This window comes from Mucilaginibacter corticis, from assembly GCF_007558865.1.
Taxonomy (GTDB): Bacteria; Bacteroidota; Bacteroidia; order Sphingobacteriales; family Sphingobacteriaceae; genus Mucilaginibacter; species Mucilaginibacter corticis.
The window spans coordinates 161,841-182,893 of sequence record NZ_VLPK01000004.1 but is presented as its reverse complement, the minus strand read 5'-3'; the positions used below and the strand labels follow the sequence as shown (position 1 = coordinate 182,893).

Below are 21,053 nucleotides of genomic sequence, written 5' to 3'. Positions count from 1 at the left end.
TTTATTTTAATTTTGAGATTTTACGTATTTATTAAACAATGCCCTGAGCAAAGTTCTTTTTCAATTTCTTTAAGTTACTTGCAATACTGGTATCTATCTGCCTGTCGCCAACAGTTAGTACAAAACCACCTATCAACGCCGGGTCAACTTTAGTTTCCAATACTACATCGCCGCCAACTGTCGCTTTTACCTCAGCTAATATTTGTGCTTTATTAGCTTCTGATAAAGCCGTTGCAGATACTACGGTAGCTTGTGTAATGTTCTTTAAAACATCATACTGGTTAATAAACTCTTGCGAGGTAGCATATAATACATTACCGCGGTCTTTGTTTATCATCAGTTTAAAAAAGCCGATAGATACTTTGCTAACCTTACCTTCAAACAGATCTGTAAGGATATTCAGTTTCTTGATGTGCGATATGATAGGGTTACTTAAAACCGCTATCAGTTGCGGGTTTGCCTTTAAGGTTTTCAGGAAAAACACCATATCATTTTTTACATCGTCAAGTGCTTTTTGCTCTTGCGAAAGATCAATAAGTGATTTGGCGTACCTGGCTGCTACCGTTAATTCTGACATTTCTTATTTCGGATTTCGGATGTTCAATTTCGAATTTACTTATCCTTTAATTCACGTATATATTACTTATTCAAATTTCGCTTGTTCAACTTCTAAATCAGAAATTGATCCCGATAGCGATCGGGACGAAATCCGATATTAAAGTTTTACTTCTTTTAAAAGCTGGCTTACCAACTCGTCTTGTTTTTTCTGATCAGCAAGTTGTTGCTTCAATACTTTCTCAGCAATCTCTAATGATAATGTTGCAACCTGGTTTTTAACGTCAGCCATCGCGATAGCTTTTTGATTGTTGATCTCAACGCGAGCAAGCTCAATCATACGTGCAGCTTCTTTGTGTGCAGTTTCTTTAGCGTCGCTTACAATCTGGTCTTTAACCTTTTTAGCTTCGTGTAAAATAACATCGCGCTCTGCACGTGCTTGTTTTAACAAGGCTTCGTTCTCGTTGGTTAAACGAGCCATTTCTTCTTTAGCAGCCTCTGCTTTAAGCAATGAATCTTCAATGCTGCGCTCTCTTTCGGTGATAGCCGACATGATTGGCTTCCATGCAAATTTAGCTAACAACAGAAATAATACAAAGAACGATACGGTGGTCCAAAGTACCAGACCCCAATCCGGAGTTACTAATGAATTCATTTACGTTATATATAGTATATGTGAAAAATCAATTTAAATAACCGCACCTGTTGCCAACCGCTACAGGTACGGTTAATGTTTTTGTCTCAGGATTATTTCAAGCCTAAGAATGATACTACCACAGCGAAAAGCGCAACACCCTCAACAAGGGCAGCAGCGATAATCATTGCAGTTTGGATTTTTGCAGCAGCTTCTGGCTGACGAGCGATACCTTCAACGGCTTTACCACCGATTTGTCCGATACCAATACCAGCACCGATTACTGCGAAACCTGCACCTAATGCAGCGATACTTCCAATCATTGTTTTAAATTTAAAAGTTAATATATGTATTATAATTATTTACTAATTAGTGGTGCGCCTCTTCAATAGCTGTACCGATAAACAGTGCGGTAAGCAATGTAAAGATGAACGCCTGCAACGCAGCAACCAATAACTCCAGCACATCCATAAATACTACGAAGGCTACTGATACCGGTGCTATAGCTATTGATTTGAAAACGAAAATTAACGAGATCAGGCTTAATACAATAATGTGACCCGCGGTAATGTTGGCAAACAAACGGATCATCAATGCAAATGGCTTAGAGATGATACCTACCAACTCAATAACCCACCATAATGGCCAGATCCATTTTGGCACATCGGCAGGGATAAATACGTGCGCCCAGTAATGTTTATTACCGTTTAGGTTAACCATAAACAGGGTAATAACTGAAAGCACTAAAGTTACCGCAATATTACCGGTTAAGTTTGAACCACCCGGGAAGAAAGGCACCAGGCCGATCAGGTTATTGATCCAGATAAAAAAGAACATGGTTAAAAGTACCGGCATAAAACGCTGGTATTTGTAACCGATGTTAGGGCGGGCAATATCATCACGTACAAACAGGATGATAGGCTCCATAAAAGACTGCAGACCTTTCGGCGCTTGTCCTTCGCGTTTTTTATAAGCCGAAGCAACTGATAAGAAAATAATAAGTAGTAAAATAATAGACATCCACATACTTACTATATTACGGGTAATTGAAAGATCAGTTAATGAGCCGCTTCCGTCAGTAATTGTTACCTTATCATTAACTAAACTATAAGTATGATATTTTCCGGCATAGTTAGCATGACCGTGATCAAAATGCTCTGAAGAGAAAATTTCCAGGCCTTTGTCGGTGTATAAAATCACCGGAAGCGGAAATGCGATCTCGCCACCGATATGAAAGTAGTGCGAATCGGCAATATGCTCAAGAATTACTTCGCTTGGCTCAAATTTCTTTTCAGTGCCGTTTTCAAGTTCTTGGGTGGGTTTCTCCTGGGCAAATGCCGGTGTTAAAAACGCTGTCAGCGTTAAAAAAACGCAGAAAATCTGTAAACCTCTAAAAATTTTTGATTTCAAAATTGAACTTTTATACATCTAAATAAAGTTTTTTACTTTAAATTTTGGTTGCGCAAGTTACACAACAAAACATAAACTTCAAAGCCCGTATTTAAGAAATATAAATAGAAAAAATCGTACACAAAAACGGGTCTGTTAACCTTATGTTTCGTAAATAAAAACAATACAAAAACAAGGCAGGCCAGTAGCTTGATAACGGTTGCTGCCATGTAGGCCTGGGTGCCCAATTCGGGGCTAACAGACTGGGCTTTCAATATGGCAACTATGGCCAATAAGGTTAAACCGCCTACAAAAGCAAATAATATCCAAAACTGTGGTATTAATAAGCTTTTATCACCAAAATAAATTAAACATACAGGTGGAACAGCCAATAATATGGTAAATATTAAAAACGGGAATATTTTAAGAGCGATTTTCAATTTTTTATAGATCTGATAACAATGAATAATGATATGAATACACCTGCTACAGACAACACGGCAGTAACCCATTTAGTGGCGTGCCCTGCACTTTGATCGATCTTGTAGCCGACATAAGTAAACACGCCTATAATAGCCAGCATCTGGAAAGCTACGCCAACAAACTTTGCGTAATTGGTTACAGCGTCCTTACTGCTGTCGCCATTGTTTGGTTCATTTTCTGCCATCCCGCAAATTTATTAAATCCTATTGCATAATGTTTACTAAATTAGCAATGCTTTTATAATAAGTATTTAATTTGAAGCGCATCTCTATATCCCTTGTAAATAAGCAGGTTGTCTTTTTTGGATTGGTAGCAGTTTTGTTTACTGCCGGTTGTTCTTTTGAAAAAAAGACCGGTTTTAACCGTGCCATGCAAAATTTAACCGCACATTATAATATATTATATAATGCTAATGAACTGCTTCGCCAGAAACAAGAAACCTACGCCGGCACTTATATTGACCAATATACCAACATACTAAGTGTTTACCAGGACACCGTTGCCCATACCGACGCGCCTGACAAAGATCTTGACGCCGCCATATTTAAGGCCAATACTATTATTAATGAGAAAGAGCAAAGCAAATACATTGGCAACGCTTACCTGGTATTAGGCAAAGCCAATTTTTTAGGTGGTAAGTTTTTTAACGCGGTCGAGTTTTTCAGTTATGTAATGCGGTCCTTCCCCAAGGATAAAAATTTGGTAATTGAAGCTGCCGCCTGGAAAACGCGCTCCTTGCTCTATCTTGATAATAAAACAGAGGCTAAGCATACACTTGATTCGGCTTTTTTATTAGCTGATTCCATTAAAAAACACCTGCCGGCAACTATCTACGCCGCTGCCTTGCAATACGATATCAATACCAAAAACTATATTGATGCCGAAGTATCAGCAAAAAAAGCGATACAATATAGTAGTAATATCAACGATAAACTACGCTGGACTTTCATCCTGGGTCAACTGCAGGAATTGAATAATGAAACCAACGACGCGCTGCTTAGCTATACCCGCATTGTAAAAAGTAATGCATCGTTCGAGATGGCTTTTAATGCCAATTTAAACCGCATCCGTATCAATGATATGCGTAACGGCATTAAGATCAATCGCATTAATTTATTATTGAGTTTATTTAAGGATGAGAACAACGTAGATTTTAACGACCAGATCTATTACCAGGTTGCAGAGATTTATGCGGCAAATAAGGATATTGATAACGCGTTAAAATATTATAAGCTATCGGCACGCAGCAGTTTAAAAAATCAAAACCAAAAAGGCCTCTCCTATTTGCGCATTGCCGACATTGACTTTAGCACCAAAGCCGATTATGTTAACGCAAAAAAATATTACGACAGTACCTTAATTAACCTGTCGGTAAATTACCCGGGGTATCAAACTATCCGCAAAAAAAGTAATAACCTGCAGGTATTGGTTGATAAATTACAGATCATTGCCCGAGAGGATACCCTGCAACGCTTGGCCGGCATGGATGAGCCTGCCCGCTTAAAAGCCATTGATGCAATGGTTACCGCGCATACGTTACAGCAACAAGCCGTAGCAGCCAATAATACCATAGCCGCCGCAAACGCCGCGTTTACCAATAACCTAAGCACCCCAACCGGCAAAGCCGCTACGGGCAGCAGTTTTTACTTTTACAATGCAACTGCGGTAAGCCAGGGCTATACCGACTTTAAACGTAAGTGGGGCAACCGTAAACTAGAGGATAACTGGCGACGGGCAAATAAAGGAGTCAGCAGTAATATCCCTGCGCCAACAGTAGCGTTATCCTCGGGTAACGACCCGGATGCTTTACAGGCCGATATGAAAAAAAGTGTGGCAGATATATCGGCGGCCGGGTATAGACAATCGCTTCTGCGCGATCTGCCGCTAACACCTGTGCTGTTACTGCAGTCAAACACACGCATCTATAACGCGTATTTGGATATAGCCAATTTTTACCGCGATATTTTAGAGGATAAAAAAGAAGCCATTGCCAATTATGAGTTGCTGTTAAGCAAATTCCCAAATGACAATAATAAGGCACCTATATATTATAGTTTATACAGGCTGTATATTGATATCGACGCCAATAAATCTGCCGATTATAAAAACAGGCTATTAAAAGAGTATCCTGAAACTGTTTTTGCCAAAGTGATCATCGACCCTGAGTACAGCAAAAAGCTGAATGATAAAGACGCACAGTTTAACGAGGTTTATAATAAAGTGTATGACTTATACAGCCAAAAAAAATACGGCCAGGTTGTTAATAGTGTCGACAGTTTGTTAAAGCGTTTCCCGGACAATAACCGAACGTCACAGCTGGCTTATTTACGCGTAATATCTGCCGGGCATTCAGAGAAAGTTGCACCTTTCCGTTCCGAACTGCAGCAACTGGTTACCAATTATCCCGGTGATAAATTAATTACGCCCCTGGTTAAACAACACCTTGCTTATGTGGACACCAATGCAACCCAACTGGCAACACAAGAATTTGCCATAATGAATGCCGACACAACAGGCGCATACTTTACACCACCTGTCGAATACCAAAAGGATGCCGTGTTTAACCGTCATCGCCAATTTGTAGCAGCAAACGATAAACCTGTAGAAAAACCTGCGGAGAAAAAAGTTGAAGAAAAGATAGTTGAAAACAAACCTGCTGTACAGGCAACCGTTGTGGTAAAGCCTGCGGAGAAAAAAGTTATATCTGCCCTATTTTCAAATCGCGACAGTACCAATTACTATTTTGTGGTAAATGTTAGCACCAGCACAACAGATCTGTCGTCGTCGCGTTTTGGGATAGGACAATTTAATCGTGTAAATTTCAGGGAAAACACCATTAAACATCAGCTAAAAAATGCCGGGCCTGATAACCAGTTGATCTATGTGGGCCGCTTTTACAGTTTAGCAACCGCCAAAGATTATGCACGGGCAATTATCCCGCTGATGCCGCAGATAATGAAAGTGCCTGCCGATAAATACAGTTTTTTTATCATAACACAAGAAAATCTGGATAAATTAGCGGCCAAGAAAATATTGGATGACTATATTGAATATTATCAACAAACCCTATTAAAATAATGATAACTAAATTATCCCAGCAGGATATAAAGAGATACAACTGGTACATCTGGAAGTTTTTTATAGGCTGTTTTGCATTTGTAGTAATATTGATAGGGCTTACAACGCTTGGTGTTTTTGGCACCCTGCCATCGCTGCGCGACCTTGAAAACCCAAAAAGCGACCAGGCTTCAGAGATCATTTCGTCTGATAAGCAGATCATCGGTAAATACTATTTTAAAAACCGCTCAAGCGTAACTTACAAAGAGATCTCGCCTGATGTTATAAACGCGTTGGTAGCTAAAGAAGACAATCATTTTTATGCCCATTCAGGTATTGATTTTTGGCGCACATTTTCTATTATCCCTTATAACCTTGTAGGTAAAAAACAAGGTGCAAGTACTATTACCCAACAATTGGCGCTGAATCTTTTTTCAGACCATGCCCGGGCTAAAAATCCTTTAAAAAGGTTCATCCAAAAGCTACAGGAACTGATCATTGCGGTACGTATTGAAAAACACTATACCAAGCAAGAGATCATTACCATGTATTTAAATACGGTTGATTTCGGCTCAAATACCTTTGGTATAGCATCTGCAGCGCAAACCTATTTTAATACTACGCCTGCCAATTTAAAGGCCGACCAGGCAGCTACGCTGATCCAAATGCTGACCGCTCCCACCAAAAACTCGCCGGTAAGGCATCCCGACAGGGCAAAGAGCAATCGTAACTTCACTTTGAAACGGATGGCGGACGAAGGTTTTATCAGTGACGGACAAGCGGCCGAATACCAGGCAAAACCTTTGGGCTTAGATTACCACCAGACGGATCACAACGAAGGCCTGGCACCCTATTTCAGGTCGGTTTTAAAGGATGATATTAAAAACATCCTGTCAACATTAACCAAAGCAGATGGTACACCTTATGATATTGACCGCGACGGCCTGAAAATATATACCACGCTTAACTCGAAGATGCAGCAATATGCCGAAGAGGCGCAGCAAAAGTACATGCGCGATCTGCAGAACCAGTTTAATACGCAATGGCATGGTGTCAAACTATCAGAAAAAATAAAGAATTATAAGCTGTTGATAGATCAGGGCATCCATCAGTCTGACCGTTATCGCGAGTTAAAATCGGATGGGTTATCTGAAGAAGAGATCATGCATAATTTTTATACCAAAGACACTTTGAACCTGTTTACCTGGCGTGGAGATATTGATACAGTGATGAAACCTGTAGACTCAATTGTTTACTGCAAAATGTTGTTGCGTAACGCGGTAATGAGCATGGACCCTACCACTGGCTTTGTTAAGGCATGGGTAGGCGGTATTAATTTTGAGCATTTTAAGTACGACCAGGTAAAGCAAGGTGCGCGCCAGGTAGGATCAACCGCTAAACCATTCACTTATGCTGTTGCCATTGATAATGGTTATTCGCCATGCTTCCCGGTAGACAACGTTCCTGTAACTATTACTGGGTATGGTAGTGGGCCATGGACACCTGGATCATCTCCATTAGAGACGCTGCAGGGGAAGATTACTTTGCGTCAGGCGCTGGCTCATTCGCAAAACTGGGTGACGGCTTACATCATGAATGAAGTACACCCTGAACCGGTTGCCGAACTGATCAAAAGACTGGGCATTCATAATGATGTACCTGCTTATCCAAGTATCTGCCTGGGTGTTTTTGATGCTACCGTAATGGATATGACAGCGGCCTATTCAACATTTGTTAATCATGGCGTGTGGACAGAGCCTACCTATCTATTGCGTATTGAAGATAAAAACGGCAACCTGTTGTATACCCACACGCCAAAAGTTAAACAGGTAATGAACGAGCAAAACGCCTATGTAATGGTGGATATGCTACGGAGCGTAGTGGATATGACGGGCGCTACCGGTAACAGGTTGAGGTGGCATGAGGGATACGGCCGTTTTACTAATCCGATAGGTGGCAAAACCGGCACTACTCAGGAAAACTCTGACGGTTGGTTTATTGGCATTACCCCTAAATTAGTTACCGGTGTCTGGACAGGCTGCGAGAACCGCGATTTTCACTTCCGTACCACCCGCATGGGCGAGGGCTCAAACTCGGCATTGCCTATCTTTGGTTATTATCTTAAAAAGGTTTATGCTGATGAATCGTTGGGTATAAAAGCAAACCAGGATTTTGAATTGCCTAAAAAAGGCCTCTCTATGGTACTTGACTGTGGCGTTTATAACCAGGATCAAAAAAGCACCAATGATGTGGATAAGAAATTGAGTTTTTAAATATTGTTCATTGGTTCACTGGCTCATTAGTTCATTGGTGGATAGTTCGATAAATTATTTATGAGTTACCATAATCTCGAAGACCTGGAAGTATATCAATTAGCCGAAAGTTTCAGCGATGAAATTTGGTTCATTGTAAATGGGTGGGATTATTTTGCGAAAGATACTGTTGGAAAACAAATTGTCCGTTCTGCTGATTCCATTAGTGCTAATATTGCGGAGGGATATGGCAGGTTTCACTACAAAGAAAATAGAAACTTCTGCTATTCAGCAGGGGATCAATAATAGAGACAAAAGGCTGGCTAAAAAAATCAAAGAACAGAAACTTATTATCTGAATAACAGTTTAATGAGCTATTTGAGAAATTACAAAGCATTCATCTTAAATTAAACGCTTACCTCAAGTTTATTGGTAAACTTAATCCCGCAAAACAGGACCAATAAACTAATGAACAATTGAACTAATGAACTCTTTCGACTATCGTGCGGCATTAAAAAACATCCCTCATAAACCCGGGGTTTATCAATACTGGAATGAGGAAAAAGAGCTTATATACATAGGTAAGGCTAAAGACCTGCGTAACCGTGTTACTTCTTACTTTAATAAAGACGCCAATGTAAATGCCAAAACGCGGGTGCTGGTATCAAAGATCCGCAACATTACATTTACTATTGTTGATACCGAAGTTGATGCCTGGCTGCTTGAAAACAGCCTGATAAAAAAGCACCAGCCGCGTTATAATGTGATGCTTAAGGATGACAAAACCTATCCCTGGATCATTATTAAAAACGAGAATTATCCGCGCATATTCTGGACAAGGCGTATAGTTAAGGATGGTTCAAAATACCTTGGCCCTTATGCCTCTGTAAGCATGATGCACGCTATTTTAGGGCTGATAAAAGAAACCTACCCCCTGCGCACTTGCAACCTGGCACTTAGCCGCGCCAATATCGAGGCCGGCAAGTTTAAGGTGTGTTTAGAGTACCAGTTAGGTAATTGCAAAGGACCCTGCCAGAATTTTCAAACAGAAGAAGATTACGCCAACAGCATTGAAGAAATAAAAGATATCCTGAATGGTAAGATAGGTACGGTACTGCGCAAAATGAAAGCCGAAATGGACGGTGCAATCAGCAGTATGAATTATGAGCTTGCACACCGTTTAAAACGCAAGTTTGATCTATTGGAGAATTACCAAAGTAAATCTACCGTTGTAAATTCATCTATTACCGATGTTGATGTGTTCAGCATAGCATCCGAAGAAAAGATAGCCTTTGTTAACTTTTTAAAGGTGATGAACGGCACTATCATCCAAACACAAACCATTGAGTTAAAAAAACGTCTTGACGAAAGCGATGAGGAGTTGCTTGAACTGGCTATTATCGAGTTCCGCAGCCGTTATAACAGCGACTCGAAAGAGATCATTGTACCCTTTAAAATCAACCTTGAGGACAATGCTTTAAAATTTACCGTACCTAAACTGGGCGAGAAAAGAAAACTGCTTGACCTGTCACAAAAGAATGTGCAGTTCTTTAAAAAAGAACGGATAGATCAGTACGAAAAGTTGAACCCGGAGATCCGTACCGAACGCTTGCTTACGCAAATGATGAAGGATCTGCGCATGAACCAGTTGCCGCGCCATATTGAATGCTTTGATAACTCTAACTTCCAGGGTAAATATCCGGTATCAGCGATTGTGGTGTTTAAGGATGGTAAACCATCAAAAAAAGACTACCGACATTTTAACGTAAAGACAGTAGAAGGGCCAAATGACTTTGCCACAATGGAAGAGGCTGTTTTTAGGCGCTACCGCAGGGTTTTGGATGAAGACACCGGATTACCTCAACTTGTCATCATTGATGGTGGTAAGGGCCAGTTATCATCAGCCATGAAGAGTTTAAAACTGTTGGGGATAGAAAAACAAGTTACTGTTATTGGCATAGCCAAACGACTGGAAGAACTCTTTTACCCGGGAGACCAGTACCCTATGTATTTGGATAAAAAATCTGAAACTTTAAAAGTTATACAACATTTACGCGACGAGGCGCACCGCTTCGGTATTACCTTCCACCGTAAAAAACGCGACAAAGGCACACTGGCCACCGAACTTGAACTGATTGAAGGCATAGGCAAAACCACTGCCGAAAAATTGTTGAAATACTTTAAATCTGTAAAGAAGATCCGTGAGGCAAATGAAGAAGTGTTGCAGGAAGTGGTGAACACCAAACAAGCCAAAGCCATTGTAGCATACTTTAATGGCGGCGAGGAGGCCCCATTGTCATCCTTCGCTATCGCTCAGGATGACAGCAACAATATTAAAAGATAAAGCCCCGATTCGGGGCTTTATCTTTTAATATCTAATAAGACTAATCTCTAATTAACTAATCTCTAATCTCCAAAATTAGTACTGCCACAAATTAAGTTCCCAGTCCATAAGGGATTTCTTGATCCGTTCAGATTCATATAAGCGGTCAATACCGATGGCGTAATCTTTTATACGTTCGTCTTTATCGTTAGATACTTTTACTACGTAACCATGGAACAAGCGTTTCAGGAATACGTCGTCAAAGCTAAGATCTGTAGCATCATTATTGCGGTTAAAGGCTTCTTTAGTAACCAAGATCTGGCGGGCAGCAGGGAAATAGATCCAGAATGCCGGCTGGTAATCAAGCGCTAAGGTTGAACCTTCTACTTTTTGTTTGATCATTGGCGCTATACCGATAATACGCGGCTCCCATACAGAACGCTGTTTGTCGAAAAGCCAATCTTCTTTAATACGGAATTTAACAATGCTATCCGGTTGAAACTCGCCGGCAACCATTTTTGAGCCGGTTTTTTCGCCGGTTTTTTTATCAAAGCTTTCTACCAATGAACTATCGGCCAACTTGGCTTTGGCTTTTCCGGGAGTCAAAGGCGTAGCAAAACCATCGCCATTCGGATCATCCTTTGTTGGAACGGGGTCATAAGCAGTAAGCTCGCCCGCGGCTATGGCATTCATTAAAACGTCAATTAATCTTCCTTTTGGCGAAGCAAGATAATTATTCATTTTTTCGCGTACATCAATTTCTTCCCAAACACGTTTTGAATATACAATGTCTGATTCGCGTACGGCAGGATATGGTGTTACCCTGGCGTTCTGGATGTTTACTTTTTTATAATAACCATCCAAAGGCCTGTCAAAAGGTTTTGCAGGATCGGCAGTTATAGGCGCGTCAGCTATTTTCTTGGTTGTATCAACCATCGACGTCTGTTTATTAGGCGGCGGAGTTGCTCGGGTCGTCCTGGTAGTTTTTTTAGCTGTAGTTTTTCTCTTTTTAGTCTGCGCGAACGATGCCACACAAGCTAAACAAAGTACAACTATTAAAAATCTCTTTTTCATATGCTCTTAATTTGCAAATAACACAATATTCTCTAAGCCGCGTTGCGTACCATCAGGGCCTACCGCTATAATATCTTTAAATACTACCGTCGATCCCGGTGTTACAGAACTCATTGCTGTATGCATTGCACTGGTTAACTGATTGCTGCTTCCTGAAAAAACCAAAGGATCCTGGCGTGGCTTTATTACCAGTAAGGTAAAACGGGTAACGTTAAACTTAGCGTCGAACTCAAAGTTCTCTAATTTGGCAAAAACAGCGTCCTGCGCTTTAATGTTTGCAGCACTGGTTGTACCACCAGATTTGCCGGCAAACTGCGCCTTAGGGTCAGGGATACGTTTTACACGGAACAAAGTTGAGCCTAAAGCCATAACTTTACCTTTTGAAACCTCTCCCGATACATTGATAGTAGTAGTACCCGGTGAGCTAACAGTTACTGTATAGCCATTGCCTGACGGCGAAATACTACCGCTGCTTATACCTACTTTAAGATCTTTTTTAGCAATACCCGGTGCCGATACCGAAACAGGGTTTGGTACACCAATGTATAATACATTCATTTTATCAGGTGATACCACTGCCGATGGCCTTGCAACCGTATAAGTTTGCGGCGCTGTAGTGTAAGTTTTCATAGAACCATCATTCTGTTTAACAGAGATGGTACCTATCCAGGTATGTACACCTTCGCTACCTGTACTGCCGGTATATTTACCACGGCCGGCTTCTGTAGGTACCTTGCTGCCATCAACAGTAATAGTTGGTGATGATTTAGAATCTGACGCAGTCAAAAACACTTCGGCTGTGTACGGCTGACCTACCAAAACATAGCTTGTAGGTGCAACTGCTACGGCCGAGAACTGATCAAGGTTAACAACCGCTACATCAACTTCACCCAAGATCTTTTTAACAACCTCATTCTCGGCATTTTTAATATCCGATTGGATCTTAGTTAAACCGGTCATTGCCGCGCCCATTGGCATACCTTCACCAAAGTTTGCCTGTTCCCAGCTTTTATCCTGGAAACCTGTTCTGTGTGGCGGTGGTAACGTAACCAATGGCAGTTTTACTGTTGCACGGTCTTTAGCATTTAACAATGCCAGTAATTCTTCACGTGTTTCATTAATTCTTTTAGATAACTCGTACGCATTTCTCTTCCTGTTAACCATTAAGTCAACAGATACGTCAAGGTTCTCTCTTCCTTTATAATCATTAGTAGCCTCATCTATACCGCCTGTCTCATCAGAAAGCATCTTTTTCAACGATTCTACATAAGTGTTAAGGTCATCAGCCAGTTTTTTAGCTTTTTCGGCTCTTTCGTAAATAGGCTTTGCCCTATCCGGCTGTTCCTTTAACTTGGTTTTTTCAAAAGAGCTAAAAGTATTGTTAATACCGGTTTCCACGTTACTTTTTGACGCCGTTAAACTGTCGCTGATGTTTTTAAAAGCATCAAGCAAGCTATCAGGTACATCAAGGGCAATAAGGCCCAGCAAAACCAGGTATAAAATACCCATCATCCGCTGCCTTGGGGTCTGTTTACCTCCAGCCATTTGTTATATATCTTTTTTAGTATTAAAAATCCTGTTATCTAACTAAATTATGCCTGGCGAGGCGCGTTCATTGCTGTTAACATGTTACCATAAATAGCATTTAATGATGACAGGTTTTTAGCTAAGCGGCCCACTTCGTCTTTAAATTGTTTTGAATCTTCTAATGATTCATTAAAGTTATTCATGGTCAATGACAGGTTTTGATAAAACTTGTTCATTGATTTTAAATGTGCACTTGAGTCTTGTAACTCTAATTCATACACGGCGTTTAATGCCGAAAGGTTTTTAGCTAAGCTGTTCACCTGGTCATGGTATGCTTTTGAATCAACATTTGTGTTAGCCAGTTCCAATAAATTACCTGATGCTTTCTCAAATGATGATGATAGCTTATCGTAGCTGTCAGTTGCCTGTTTTACTTTAGTTGTAAAAGCTGTAGTGGCTTCACCCGCGTCTGCTACTTTTGATATCGAGTTAACTTTATCACCAAAAGTTCTTAAACCTTCAGCAAGGCTGCCTACCAGTTCAGGTCCGATTTTAGCATCTTCAAGCATTTTATCTAAAGCAGCTGTAGTTGAAACGCCACCGCTGATAGCTGGTCTTGCTGCTGCCTTTGGTAATTCGCCGGTATAATCGTGTGCTAATTCAGGGTAAGCTTTGGTCCAGTCAATTTCAACTTCTTCACGTTGAAAACCAAGGATAAAGAATAATATGGCTTCTGCACCTAATCCGATAGAGATAAATAACCCGCCAAACGGCAAGTGTTGTATTTTAAACAATAAGCCAATAATAACCACTGTTGCACCCCAGGATACAACGTTATTAATTCCGTATGGTTGTTTTTTTCCTGCCATAAAAATTCGTATAAGTATATTTTAGTTTTAAGTTTTAAATTAATTAGCGCCTGTCGCTAAGGTCACGCCCCTGGAAATGTGTTACAGAACGGAAACCGATGTATGATTTCGCGCTATCCTGGTACTCATAGCTACGTGAAGAGTTTTGCAGGAAGTAACCTACATCTTTCCATGAGCCACCACGTACCACTTTGCGTTTCATCACTTCAGGATCTGTTTTCTTGGCTTCATAGTTAAATGTAGGCGCAAGGTCATTCACAAAGGTTGATGCTGATGGATCATAAGCTGAACCGGTCCACTCGGCAACGTTACCTGCCATATTGTACAGGCCAAAATCATTAGGGAAATAAGATCTAACTTTTACAGTATATGCACCGCCGTCGTCAGAGTAATTACCACGGCCCGGTTTAAAGTTTGCCAATAAGCAGCCTTTTGCATTTTTAATGTACGGACCGCCCCATGGGTAATCTGTACCTACCCTGCCACCACGTGCAGCGTATTCAAACTCCTGCTCGGTTGGTAACATATAAGGCGAGCGGTGTGGCAAACGTCTTGAATCTTTATAAGCTTCATTATAACGTGTGCGCCATACGGTGAACGCGCGTGCTTGTCTCCAGGTTACACCTACTACAGGGTAATCTTTAAATGATGGGTGTGAAAAATAACCCTCAACCATAGGCTCATTGGCAGCGTATGAAAAATCGCTTAGCCAAACCAATGTATCCGGGTAAACCGGTACAGTATCACGTAAAATAAAGTCTGAACGTTTTTTGGTTTTGTCGTTCCTGTAATCAGCAGCCACACGCAATAAAGGCATGGCATAGTTATATTTTAATAACCTAACGTCAATTTCATTCCGATCAAACACACGGTCATCGCCCTGGTAAAACATGCCCTGCAATTTATTGTTGGTTGCAGCAGCGTTCTTTTTACCGCCGGCACCCCATACAGGATATTTTTTTACATAATCCCAGTTAATGTATCTTTTATCGTTACGTGTAAGCGTATTTGCGTTGGTAGGAGCGGGATTTTTTGTGTTTGCCCCCATGTAGTATTTAGGGTCATTTAAAAATGAAGTAATAGCTATCGAGTCGCGAACCCAGTTAACAAACTGCTTGTACTGGCTGTTTGTTGTCTCGGTTTGGTCCATAAAAAAAGCAGGTATGGTAACCTGTTTTGTTTGTGCGATCTGAGCAAAAGTGATATCCTGGTCTGTCTGACCCATTAAGAATGTACCCGCCGGGATGTAAACCATTCCATAAGGAACTTCGGGTTTGGTGTATCGGGCAGGTGCCCCAATTGCCTCTCCCCTGTCGCCTTTGTGACATCCGCTTAATATTGCCGTACCTAAAATTAAAACTAAAAAGTATATCTGCTTCATTTTTTACAAATCAAAAATCCGGTCATAAAATGACCCCCGAATATATAAAATTTGCTTCATCAAATCTTAAAAAATGCATATTCTAAATAAAAGTAGCATTCTTTAAACTAAAAAGCAAATACATTAACGGTTGAATAATCTTTTAATTAAAACCGGGTTGCGTAAAAGCATACGGAATAACCATCAAGCATTTACTTACACTATTACGACGAAATAATGAAAATGTTACACAGGAGTGCAAAAATCGCTGAAATTTTATTTGTTTACCTGTTTGCAATACTGCTCAATGGCCATGGTCATTGACGGTGCAGCAGGGCTTGGTGCCGGGATATCTAAAATCAATCCCGCCTCCAATACTGCCTTATGGGTTGTTGCGCCAAATGCTGCTATGCGAGTATTATTTTGCTTAAAATCAGGAAAGTTCTTATAAAGAGACTGGATGCTTGACGGGCTGAAAAACGCGATCACGTCATAAAAAACATCAGCCAAATCGCTCAGATCACTGCACACGGTGCGGAACAACACTGCAGGTGTAAAATTGTAGCCATTCTCCAACAAAAACTTTTGTGTTTCTTCGGCAGCTACGTCAGAACAAGGGTAAAGGAATTTTTCGCCTGAGTGCTTTTTTAAGACCTCGGCAAGGTCAGAAGCGGTTTGCTTGCCAAAAAAGATCTTTCTTTTACGATATTGAATATATTTTTGAAGATACAGGGCGATGGTTTCAGACAGGCAGAAATACTTCATTTCTACAGGCACCTCAAAACGCATTTCTTCACAGATCCTGAAAAAATGATCGGCCGAGTTACGGCTGGTAAATATAACGGCGGTAAAATCTGCAAGGTTTATTTTATCCTTACGAAAATCTTTAGCCGGCACTCCTTCAACATGTATAAATGACCTGAAATCAATTTTCAGGTTTAGCTTTTTAGCCAATTCGTTGTATGGATTCTTATCGTTTTCGGGCTTTGGTAAAGTAACCAATATACTTTTAACCTTTTTCTTTCTATCTTCCAAATCGCTTCTTATAAAACCTAAAAATTATATATTCAATGCTTTTATCAATATCAAAATGGGGCAAATTTCGAGGGCACAAAGATAGATAAATAAATAAAATTTATGAAATCGAAAATTAGAAATAATATTTACGCTGCTGCGCAGATAAAGCCATGTTAGAATGACAACAATTAATACAACAGCAACCAGGAGTAAAACAGGTATTAACTGAGCCGAAAGTAAGCTAAAACATACGGTAACCGGCAAAAACACAAAGGCTATATTAAAGTAGGTGAGGTATAGCACCGATACGTACTCTGTCACCAATTTCTGAATATCAAAAACAAAACCTACAAACTTTAATACCAGGAACTTAAAGGCGAACAGCAATAAAATGATCAGCACCAGCGAAATAAACAACCTGAAACCGCTAACACTATAATAGATGTCTTTGTAAGCCGCCAGCTGATATAAAAATAAACCAAAGGTTAAACCAAATAGTAAAAACAAACCAATGAAAGCCCAGAAATTTATCTGCGCATCCTCTTTGCTTGCCTGCACTATTGCCCGTTTACTGTAAAAAGATAAAAAAACATTTTTAACATCCTTGTTCATTACAATGTTGAGCAGTGCCGTGTACAACAACAAACCTATGATGATGGTGATGATCCATTGATCGCGCGTTTGGCGGGTATGGCCGCTTCTGAGTATGCTTTTTGATTTAAAGGGAATATCTAAAAATCCATTCCCATGGTAAAGATAATCATGAACGAATTTTGCCGCCGCCTCTCGGTTCATGGCCGAGTCAGGATATCTGATGTATTGCGTTGAAAGGGAATCTTCAATAAACTTTTGGCGGGCAGCTGTGGCTTGTATCACAGAGTCAAGCACCTGTACGCCGGCAGGTTGCTGAACAGGGTTAACAGTAGTGTTTTGTTGGGCCGATGTATCTTGCTGCGCATAGCCTGCCATGCTGCAGGTAACCATAAACAAGAAACATAAAACAATAAAACGCATTTACCAACCCGGGTTAATTTGCTGCAAAAATACCTGAATTATTGGTTGTTTTATGCCAATAGCGTTAAAAATAACGAAACCTATTTCAATAATTTGTTAGGGATGCTTGTGGTAACAGGTTGTGTCATCGCCTTTTTTGTGAGATAACCGGCCAGTTGTTCTATCCTGTCCGTACCTATAATATCAGCTCCAAAGTCTATTTGGGTATTCCACGATTCCATATTGTCAGGCGCGCCCCAAAACCTTACCAGCTTGCCGGTATTGGTATGTACGCTGTCAACAGTTTTTTGCAGGTGTTGTTTATCAGCATCGGGTATTGTACCTGTGCCTTTCCATTTAGACCATTTTTCAAAATCGAGACTTACCTGCCCTACTCTGTCCCACTCGGCCTGTGTATGCGGATAGATCAGGTCATCGTCAAACCATAGTATAGACGGATAATTTTTATAATTAGCCGGAACAGGGCGGTTACCGCTGATCAGGATCTTTAGCCTGCCCTGCGGATTATCCTTGCTCAAAAGTAAAGGCTTTAAATGGTCCAGTGCTTTTACCAGGGCGGGCAAAGTTTTAACATGATCGTCTTTAACATCAATTAAAAGGCATAAGCGGCGGGTAGTATCGCGGCGCAGGGCATACAATATCGGGTCGAGATACATACCTTTTAATGTGCGCTCAGGTTCCAGGTATTTATCGCTATGCGATACCAATAATGTTCCATTAACTAAAAATATATCCGCCTCGATAGAATTAAAGCCGTTATAAAAAGCTTTATAAAAAGGGGTATTGTTAGCGTAATCATTATGCGAGTGCATATATTTTGCCTGTGCAAAGACATTAGCGCCTGTTAGCAAAAACAGCGCCGCCAATAATAATTGAAACCTGGTTTTCATGCTGATAAAACTAAATATTTTGATAGTAAAACAGGTTATCAAACTGTTAATTATTTATCGCTTGTATATACAGCTTTGGGCAAAACGTACAACGCGTCTTTATCGGGCGATGCGGTTATGGCTTTTGAATTAAGATCGCCATACCAGTAAACGGTAGATGAATAATCAACCAGTCCATCATCCCAACTAATGAGTTCGAACTCAAACTTTAGCTTTTTATTGAAGGGGATCACATCTAAATTGCGGGTACGCACAAAGGTGTTATACCCGCGCGATGCTTCATCATCCTCGCGTGTCGCCCCGCCAAATACGTTTTGATACACGTGAATTGGCGCAAAAGTAGCGTTATAATAATCCTCTGTGCCGCAGCCAAAATGTGATGGAAACTTGTCGCCATCCACCCAGATATGTTCATCGCCCTCGCCATACCAGCGTTTGGTGTGATTGTACAGCGATAAAACATCGCCCTTAAATACGCCCCTGCCGGTAAGCGTAGCCATGTTATAATCTAACCCTACATTGGTTTTCAGATTGTTTTCCTGCCGCCAGGTGGCATGAAAGTAAAGCGTATTGGGTTTCCATTTCCAAGGCGAGGTATTTGCAGTTATGTGAACAATAGCGTAGTAATTAGAAATATTTATCACTTCAATACGCGCTGTTTTTTTATAAGGCATAATAAAGCGCATAGTTAATTCCCCATCTCCATTAGTATTTAAATACCAACTGTTAACCTTTGGTGCTCCCATCCCCCCGCCAAACAGATCACTTAATGGAGCGCTGACTGTCTGCCTGCCATCGAAAGTTATTTTCACAATTAAACTACGCATCATCTGAGCAAAATCAGCTTGATTTACAATGCCAATTCCCAAATTTAATGTCCTAATAGCTTGCGATCCTTTTGGCAAATCCAAATACATCGAATCTTGAATTAATACTTTATTAGCTCTAAATTCATCGCCTTTATAACTTTTCGGATGCAATAATTGATAACTTGTTTCTTCTGCTTGCTTATTATATTTAGCAGCGTCGGCAACCGTAAAAGTTTTTACTTTGGTACCCTTATTATAAGTACGGTAGTTGGCATGAAAATAATACCCCCGGTTCAAATCATCAACAGTTATCTTGCAACTCTTAGCGTAAGGAATTGGGTAATACATAGAGCTGCCCTGCGTAGTGTTATAATGTTCATGCAGGATCAACAGCGCTTCGGGTATTTTGATGGGGAGCTTTGAGATATCATATCCCGGGATAGTAATACTTGCTTCCTTTTCGCCATCAAAGTAGATCCGCAGGTTAGCGCCGGCGGCTTTGCCTGTGGTAATGATCCGGGTGATAACACCCGGGCCTTTTTCATCAAACAATACTTTCTCAACCCGGCCATTATTGGCTTCATAACGGATAAACCCCGAGCCATCATCATTGGCATGCCATGAGGGCGTATTGGGTATTACCGAACGGCGGTCATAACTGGTTTGCAGCTTTGAGGTGTAATATGGCACCGGAAAGCATACATCCAGTTCTTTATTTACCATATCACTTAAGAGCGTGCCAATGGTTATTGTCTTTTGCTGCGCGATAACGGCCGTCGCAAAAAACAATACTATTGATACTAAAGCTGCAAACTTTTTCATGTTAGCTATTTAATCGTTGCTTAATACAGCCAGGCTAAGCGCTGCCATATCGCCGATACTTTCGCCCAGCCCCGCGGGTACTATCTTACATACGCTATGTGAACCAATGTAGGCCTCGCGTTCAATTACCTGCATCATGCGGGTATCCAGTAGCGATTTTGCCCTGCCGTAGATGCTGCCCATGATGATGACCTCGGGGTTTAAAATATCTATCAGTAAAGACAATCCCCGGCCAAGATATTCGGCACAGGTATTATAAATATCAATAGCCAGTTCGTCGCCGTTGTGTGCGGCTTCTGCTACTATGCGCGCGGTAAGTTTAGGCAGATCATCCAAACTCTCGCAAAAAGAAACCTTCTCGCCCACCTGCAACCGCTCTCTAACTTTTATCTGTGCCAGTTGCGCTATGCCGCCGCCGCTGCACCAACCTTCAAACGAGCCTGATTTACCAAAACCAACCGGCCCCATATCTGACAAGCGCAAATGCCCTACCTCGCCGGCAAAATCAGACGTACCCGAGTATAGCCGGCCGTTTAATATCAGCCCCGCGCCCATACCGGTACCAAAGGTTAAAAAGATCACATTTTCATAACCTTTACCTGCGCCATATTTCCACTCGGCAACGGCACAGGCGTTGGCATCATTCTGCAACAGCGTTTTCTTGCCGAATCGTTTTTCGGTTAGCTCAACCATAGGGATATTATCCCAGCCCGGTAAATTGGGCGGGGACAATATTAAACCCTTTTTGCTGCTTAACGGACCGCCGCAACTAATGCCGATGCCGTCAAGCTGTGCATTGGCGATGTTATGCTTGGCCAGCAAGCGTTCGGCGGCTATGAATAAGATATTGATCATGCCAAGCGGTGGTTGCACAGTTGGCATAGCCACCTTGTCCACTATCTCAATAGGATCATCGCCGGTCAACTTACCCAAGACTACGGCACATTTGGTACCGCCAATATCAAAACCTAATAACAT

19 protein-coding genes are annotated in these 21,053 nt (G+C 41.0%); 4 read left to right on the top strand and 15 right to left on the bottom strand.

Going from position 1 to position 21,053, the window contains the following annotated elements:
* Positions 1–31: 31 nt before the first annotated feature.
* From atpH to FO440_RS19420, 6 genes are all read right to left on the bottom strand, one after another.
* Positions 32–577, bottom strand: a complete 546-nt coding sequence (atpH, locus tag FO440_RS19445; RefSeq protein ID WP_144249963.1) for an ATP synthase F1 subunit delta — start codon at positions 575–577, stop codon at positions 32–34.
* Positions 578–715: 138 nt separating this feature from the next.
* The gene (atpF, locus tag FO440_RS19440; protein ID WP_144249962.1) at positions 716–1,210 is read right to left on the bottom strand and encodes a F0F1 ATP synthase subunit B; all 495 of its coding nucleotides are present in this window, start codon (positions 1,208–1,210) and stop codon (positions 716–718) included.
* Between the two features lie 92 nt (positions 1,211–1,302).
* On the bottom strand, positions 1,303–1,512 hold the full coding sequence (gene atpE, locus FO440_RS19435; RefSeq protein WP_144249961.1) for an ATP synthase F0 subunit C: 210 nt from the start codon (positions 1,510–1,512) through the stop codon (positions 1,303–1,305).
* Between the two features lie 46 nt (positions 1,513–1,558).
* Positions 1,559–2,599, bottom strand: coding sequence for a F0F1 ATP synthase subunit A (atpB, locus tag FO440_RS19430; protein WP_246104276.1), 1,041 nt, complete (start codon positions 2,597–2,599; stop codon positions 1,559–1,561).
* Between the two features lie 32 nt (positions 2,600–2,631).
* Positions 2,632–3,018, bottom strand: coding sequence for a hypothetical protein (locus FO440_RS19425; RefSeq protein ID WP_144249959.1), 387 nt, complete (start codon positions 3,016–3,018; stop codon positions 2,632–2,634).
* On the bottom strand, positions 3,015–3,245 hold the full coding sequence (locus tag FO440_RS19420; RefSeq protein ID WP_144249958.1) for an AtpZ/AtpI family protein: 231 nt from the start codon (positions 3,243–3,245) through the stop codon (positions 3,015–3,017). Before FO440_RS19420 ends, FO440_RS19425 begins: the two co-directional genes overlap by 4 nt.
* Before the next feature lie 71 nt (positions 3,246–3,316).
* Between FO440_RS19420 and porW the strand changes: the two genes are divergently transcribed.
* The 4 genes from porW to uvrC all read left to right on the top strand — a co-directional run bounded on the left by porW (position 3,317) and on the right by uvrC (position 10,714).
* The gene (gene porW, locus FO440_RS19415; RefSeq protein ID WP_144249957.1) at positions 3,317–6,139 is read left to right on the top strand and encodes a type IX secretion system periplasmic lipoprotein PorW/SprE; all 2,823 of its coding nucleotides are present in this window, start codon (positions 3,317–3,319) and stop codon (positions 6,137–6,139) included.
* Positions 6,139–8,391: a transglycosylase domain-containing protein gene (locus FO440_RS19410; RefSeq protein WP_144249956.1), complete on the top strand. Its 2,253-nt coding sequence runs from the start codon at positions 6,139–6,141 to the stop codon at positions 8,389–8,391. Before porW ends, FO440_RS19410 begins: the two co-directional genes overlap by 1 nt.
* Before the next feature lie 60 nt (positions 8,392–8,451).
* The gene (locus tag FO440_RS24750; RefSeq protein ID WP_222104023.1) at positions 8,452–8,676 is read left to right on the top strand and encodes a four helix bundle protein; all 225 of its coding nucleotides are present in this window, start codon (positions 8,452–8,454) and stop codon (positions 8,674–8,676) included.
* Between the two features lie 178 nt (positions 8,677–8,854).
* Positions 8,855–10,714 carry an excinuclease ABC subunit UvrC gene (gene uvrC / locus FO440_RS19400; RefSeq protein ID WP_144249955.1) on the top strand — a complete coding sequence of 620 codons (1,860 nt, stop codon included), beginning with the start codon at positions 8,855–8,857 and terminating at the stop codon, positions 10,712–10,714.
* Positions 10,715–10,789: 75 nt separating this feature from the next.
* Here the strand turns inward: uvrC and porN are convergent, their stop codons facing one another.
* The 9 genes from porN to FO440_RS19355 all read right to left on the bottom strand — a co-directional run bounded on the left by porN (position 10,790) and on the right by FO440_RS19355 (position 21,053).
* Entirely contained in the window at positions 10,790–11,767 is a 978-nt protein-coding gene (porN, locus tag FO440_RS19395; RefSeq protein ID WP_144249954.1) for a type IX secretion system ring subunit PorN/GldN, read from the bottom strand.
* A 6-nt stretch (positions 11,768–11,773) separates the two neighbouring features.
* On the bottom strand, positions 11,774–13,312 hold the full coding sequence (gene porM, locus FO440_RS19390) for a type IX secretion system motor protein PorM/GldM (protein WP_144249953.1): 1,539 nt from the start codon (positions 13,310–13,312) through the stop codon (positions 11,774–11,776).
* Positions 13,313–13,359: 47 nt separating this feature from the next.
* The gene (porL, locus tag FO440_RS19385) at positions 13,360–14,163 is read right to left on the bottom strand and encodes a type IX secretion system motor protein PorL/GldL (RefSeq protein ID WP_144249952.1); all 804 of its coding nucleotides are present in this window, start codon (positions 14,161–14,163) and stop codon (positions 13,360–13,362) included.
* A 43-nt stretch (positions 14,164–14,206) separates the two neighbouring features.
* Positions 14,207–15,544 (bottom strand): T9SS ring complex lipoprotein PorK/GldK, encoded by a 1,338-nt coding sequence (gene porK / locus FO440_RS19380; RefSeq protein WP_144249951.1) that lies wholly within the window; start codon positions 15,542–15,544, stop codon positions 14,207–14,209.
* A gap of 255 nt (positions 15,545–15,799) precedes the next feature.
* Positions 15,800–16,558: a uroporphyrinogen-III synthase gene (locus FO440_RS19375; protein WP_394348382.1), complete on the bottom strand. Its 759-nt coding sequence runs from the start codon at positions 16,556–16,558 to the stop codon at positions 15,800–15,802.
* Between the two features lie 24 nt (positions 16,559–16,582).
* Positions 16,583–17,554, bottom strand: a complete 972-nt coding sequence (locus FO440_RS19370) for a DUF4271 domain-containing protein (RefSeq protein ID WP_144249949.1) — start codon at positions 17,552–17,554, stop codon at positions 16,583–16,585.
* Between the two features lie 80 nt (positions 17,555–17,634).
* Positions 17,635–18,444 carry a PI-PLC domain-containing protein gene (locus tag FO440_RS19365; protein ID WP_144249948.1) on the bottom strand — a complete coding sequence of 270 codons (810 nt, stop codon included), beginning with the start codon at positions 18,442–18,444 and terminating at the stop codon, positions 17,635–17,637.
* 50 nt (positions 18,445–18,494) lie between these two features.
* Positions 18,495–20,075 (bottom strand): glycoside hydrolase family 172 protein, encoded by a 1,581-nt coding sequence (locus FO440_RS19360; RefSeq protein WP_222104022.1) that lies wholly within the window; start codon positions 20,073–20,075, stop codon positions 18,495–18,497.
* 9 nt (positions 20,076–20,084) lie between these two features.
* The gene (locus FO440_RS19355) at positions 20,085–21,053 is read right to left on the bottom strand and encodes an ROK family protein (RefSeq protein WP_144249947.1); all 969 of its coding nucleotides are present in this window, start codon (positions 21,051–21,053) and stop codon (positions 20,085–20,087) included.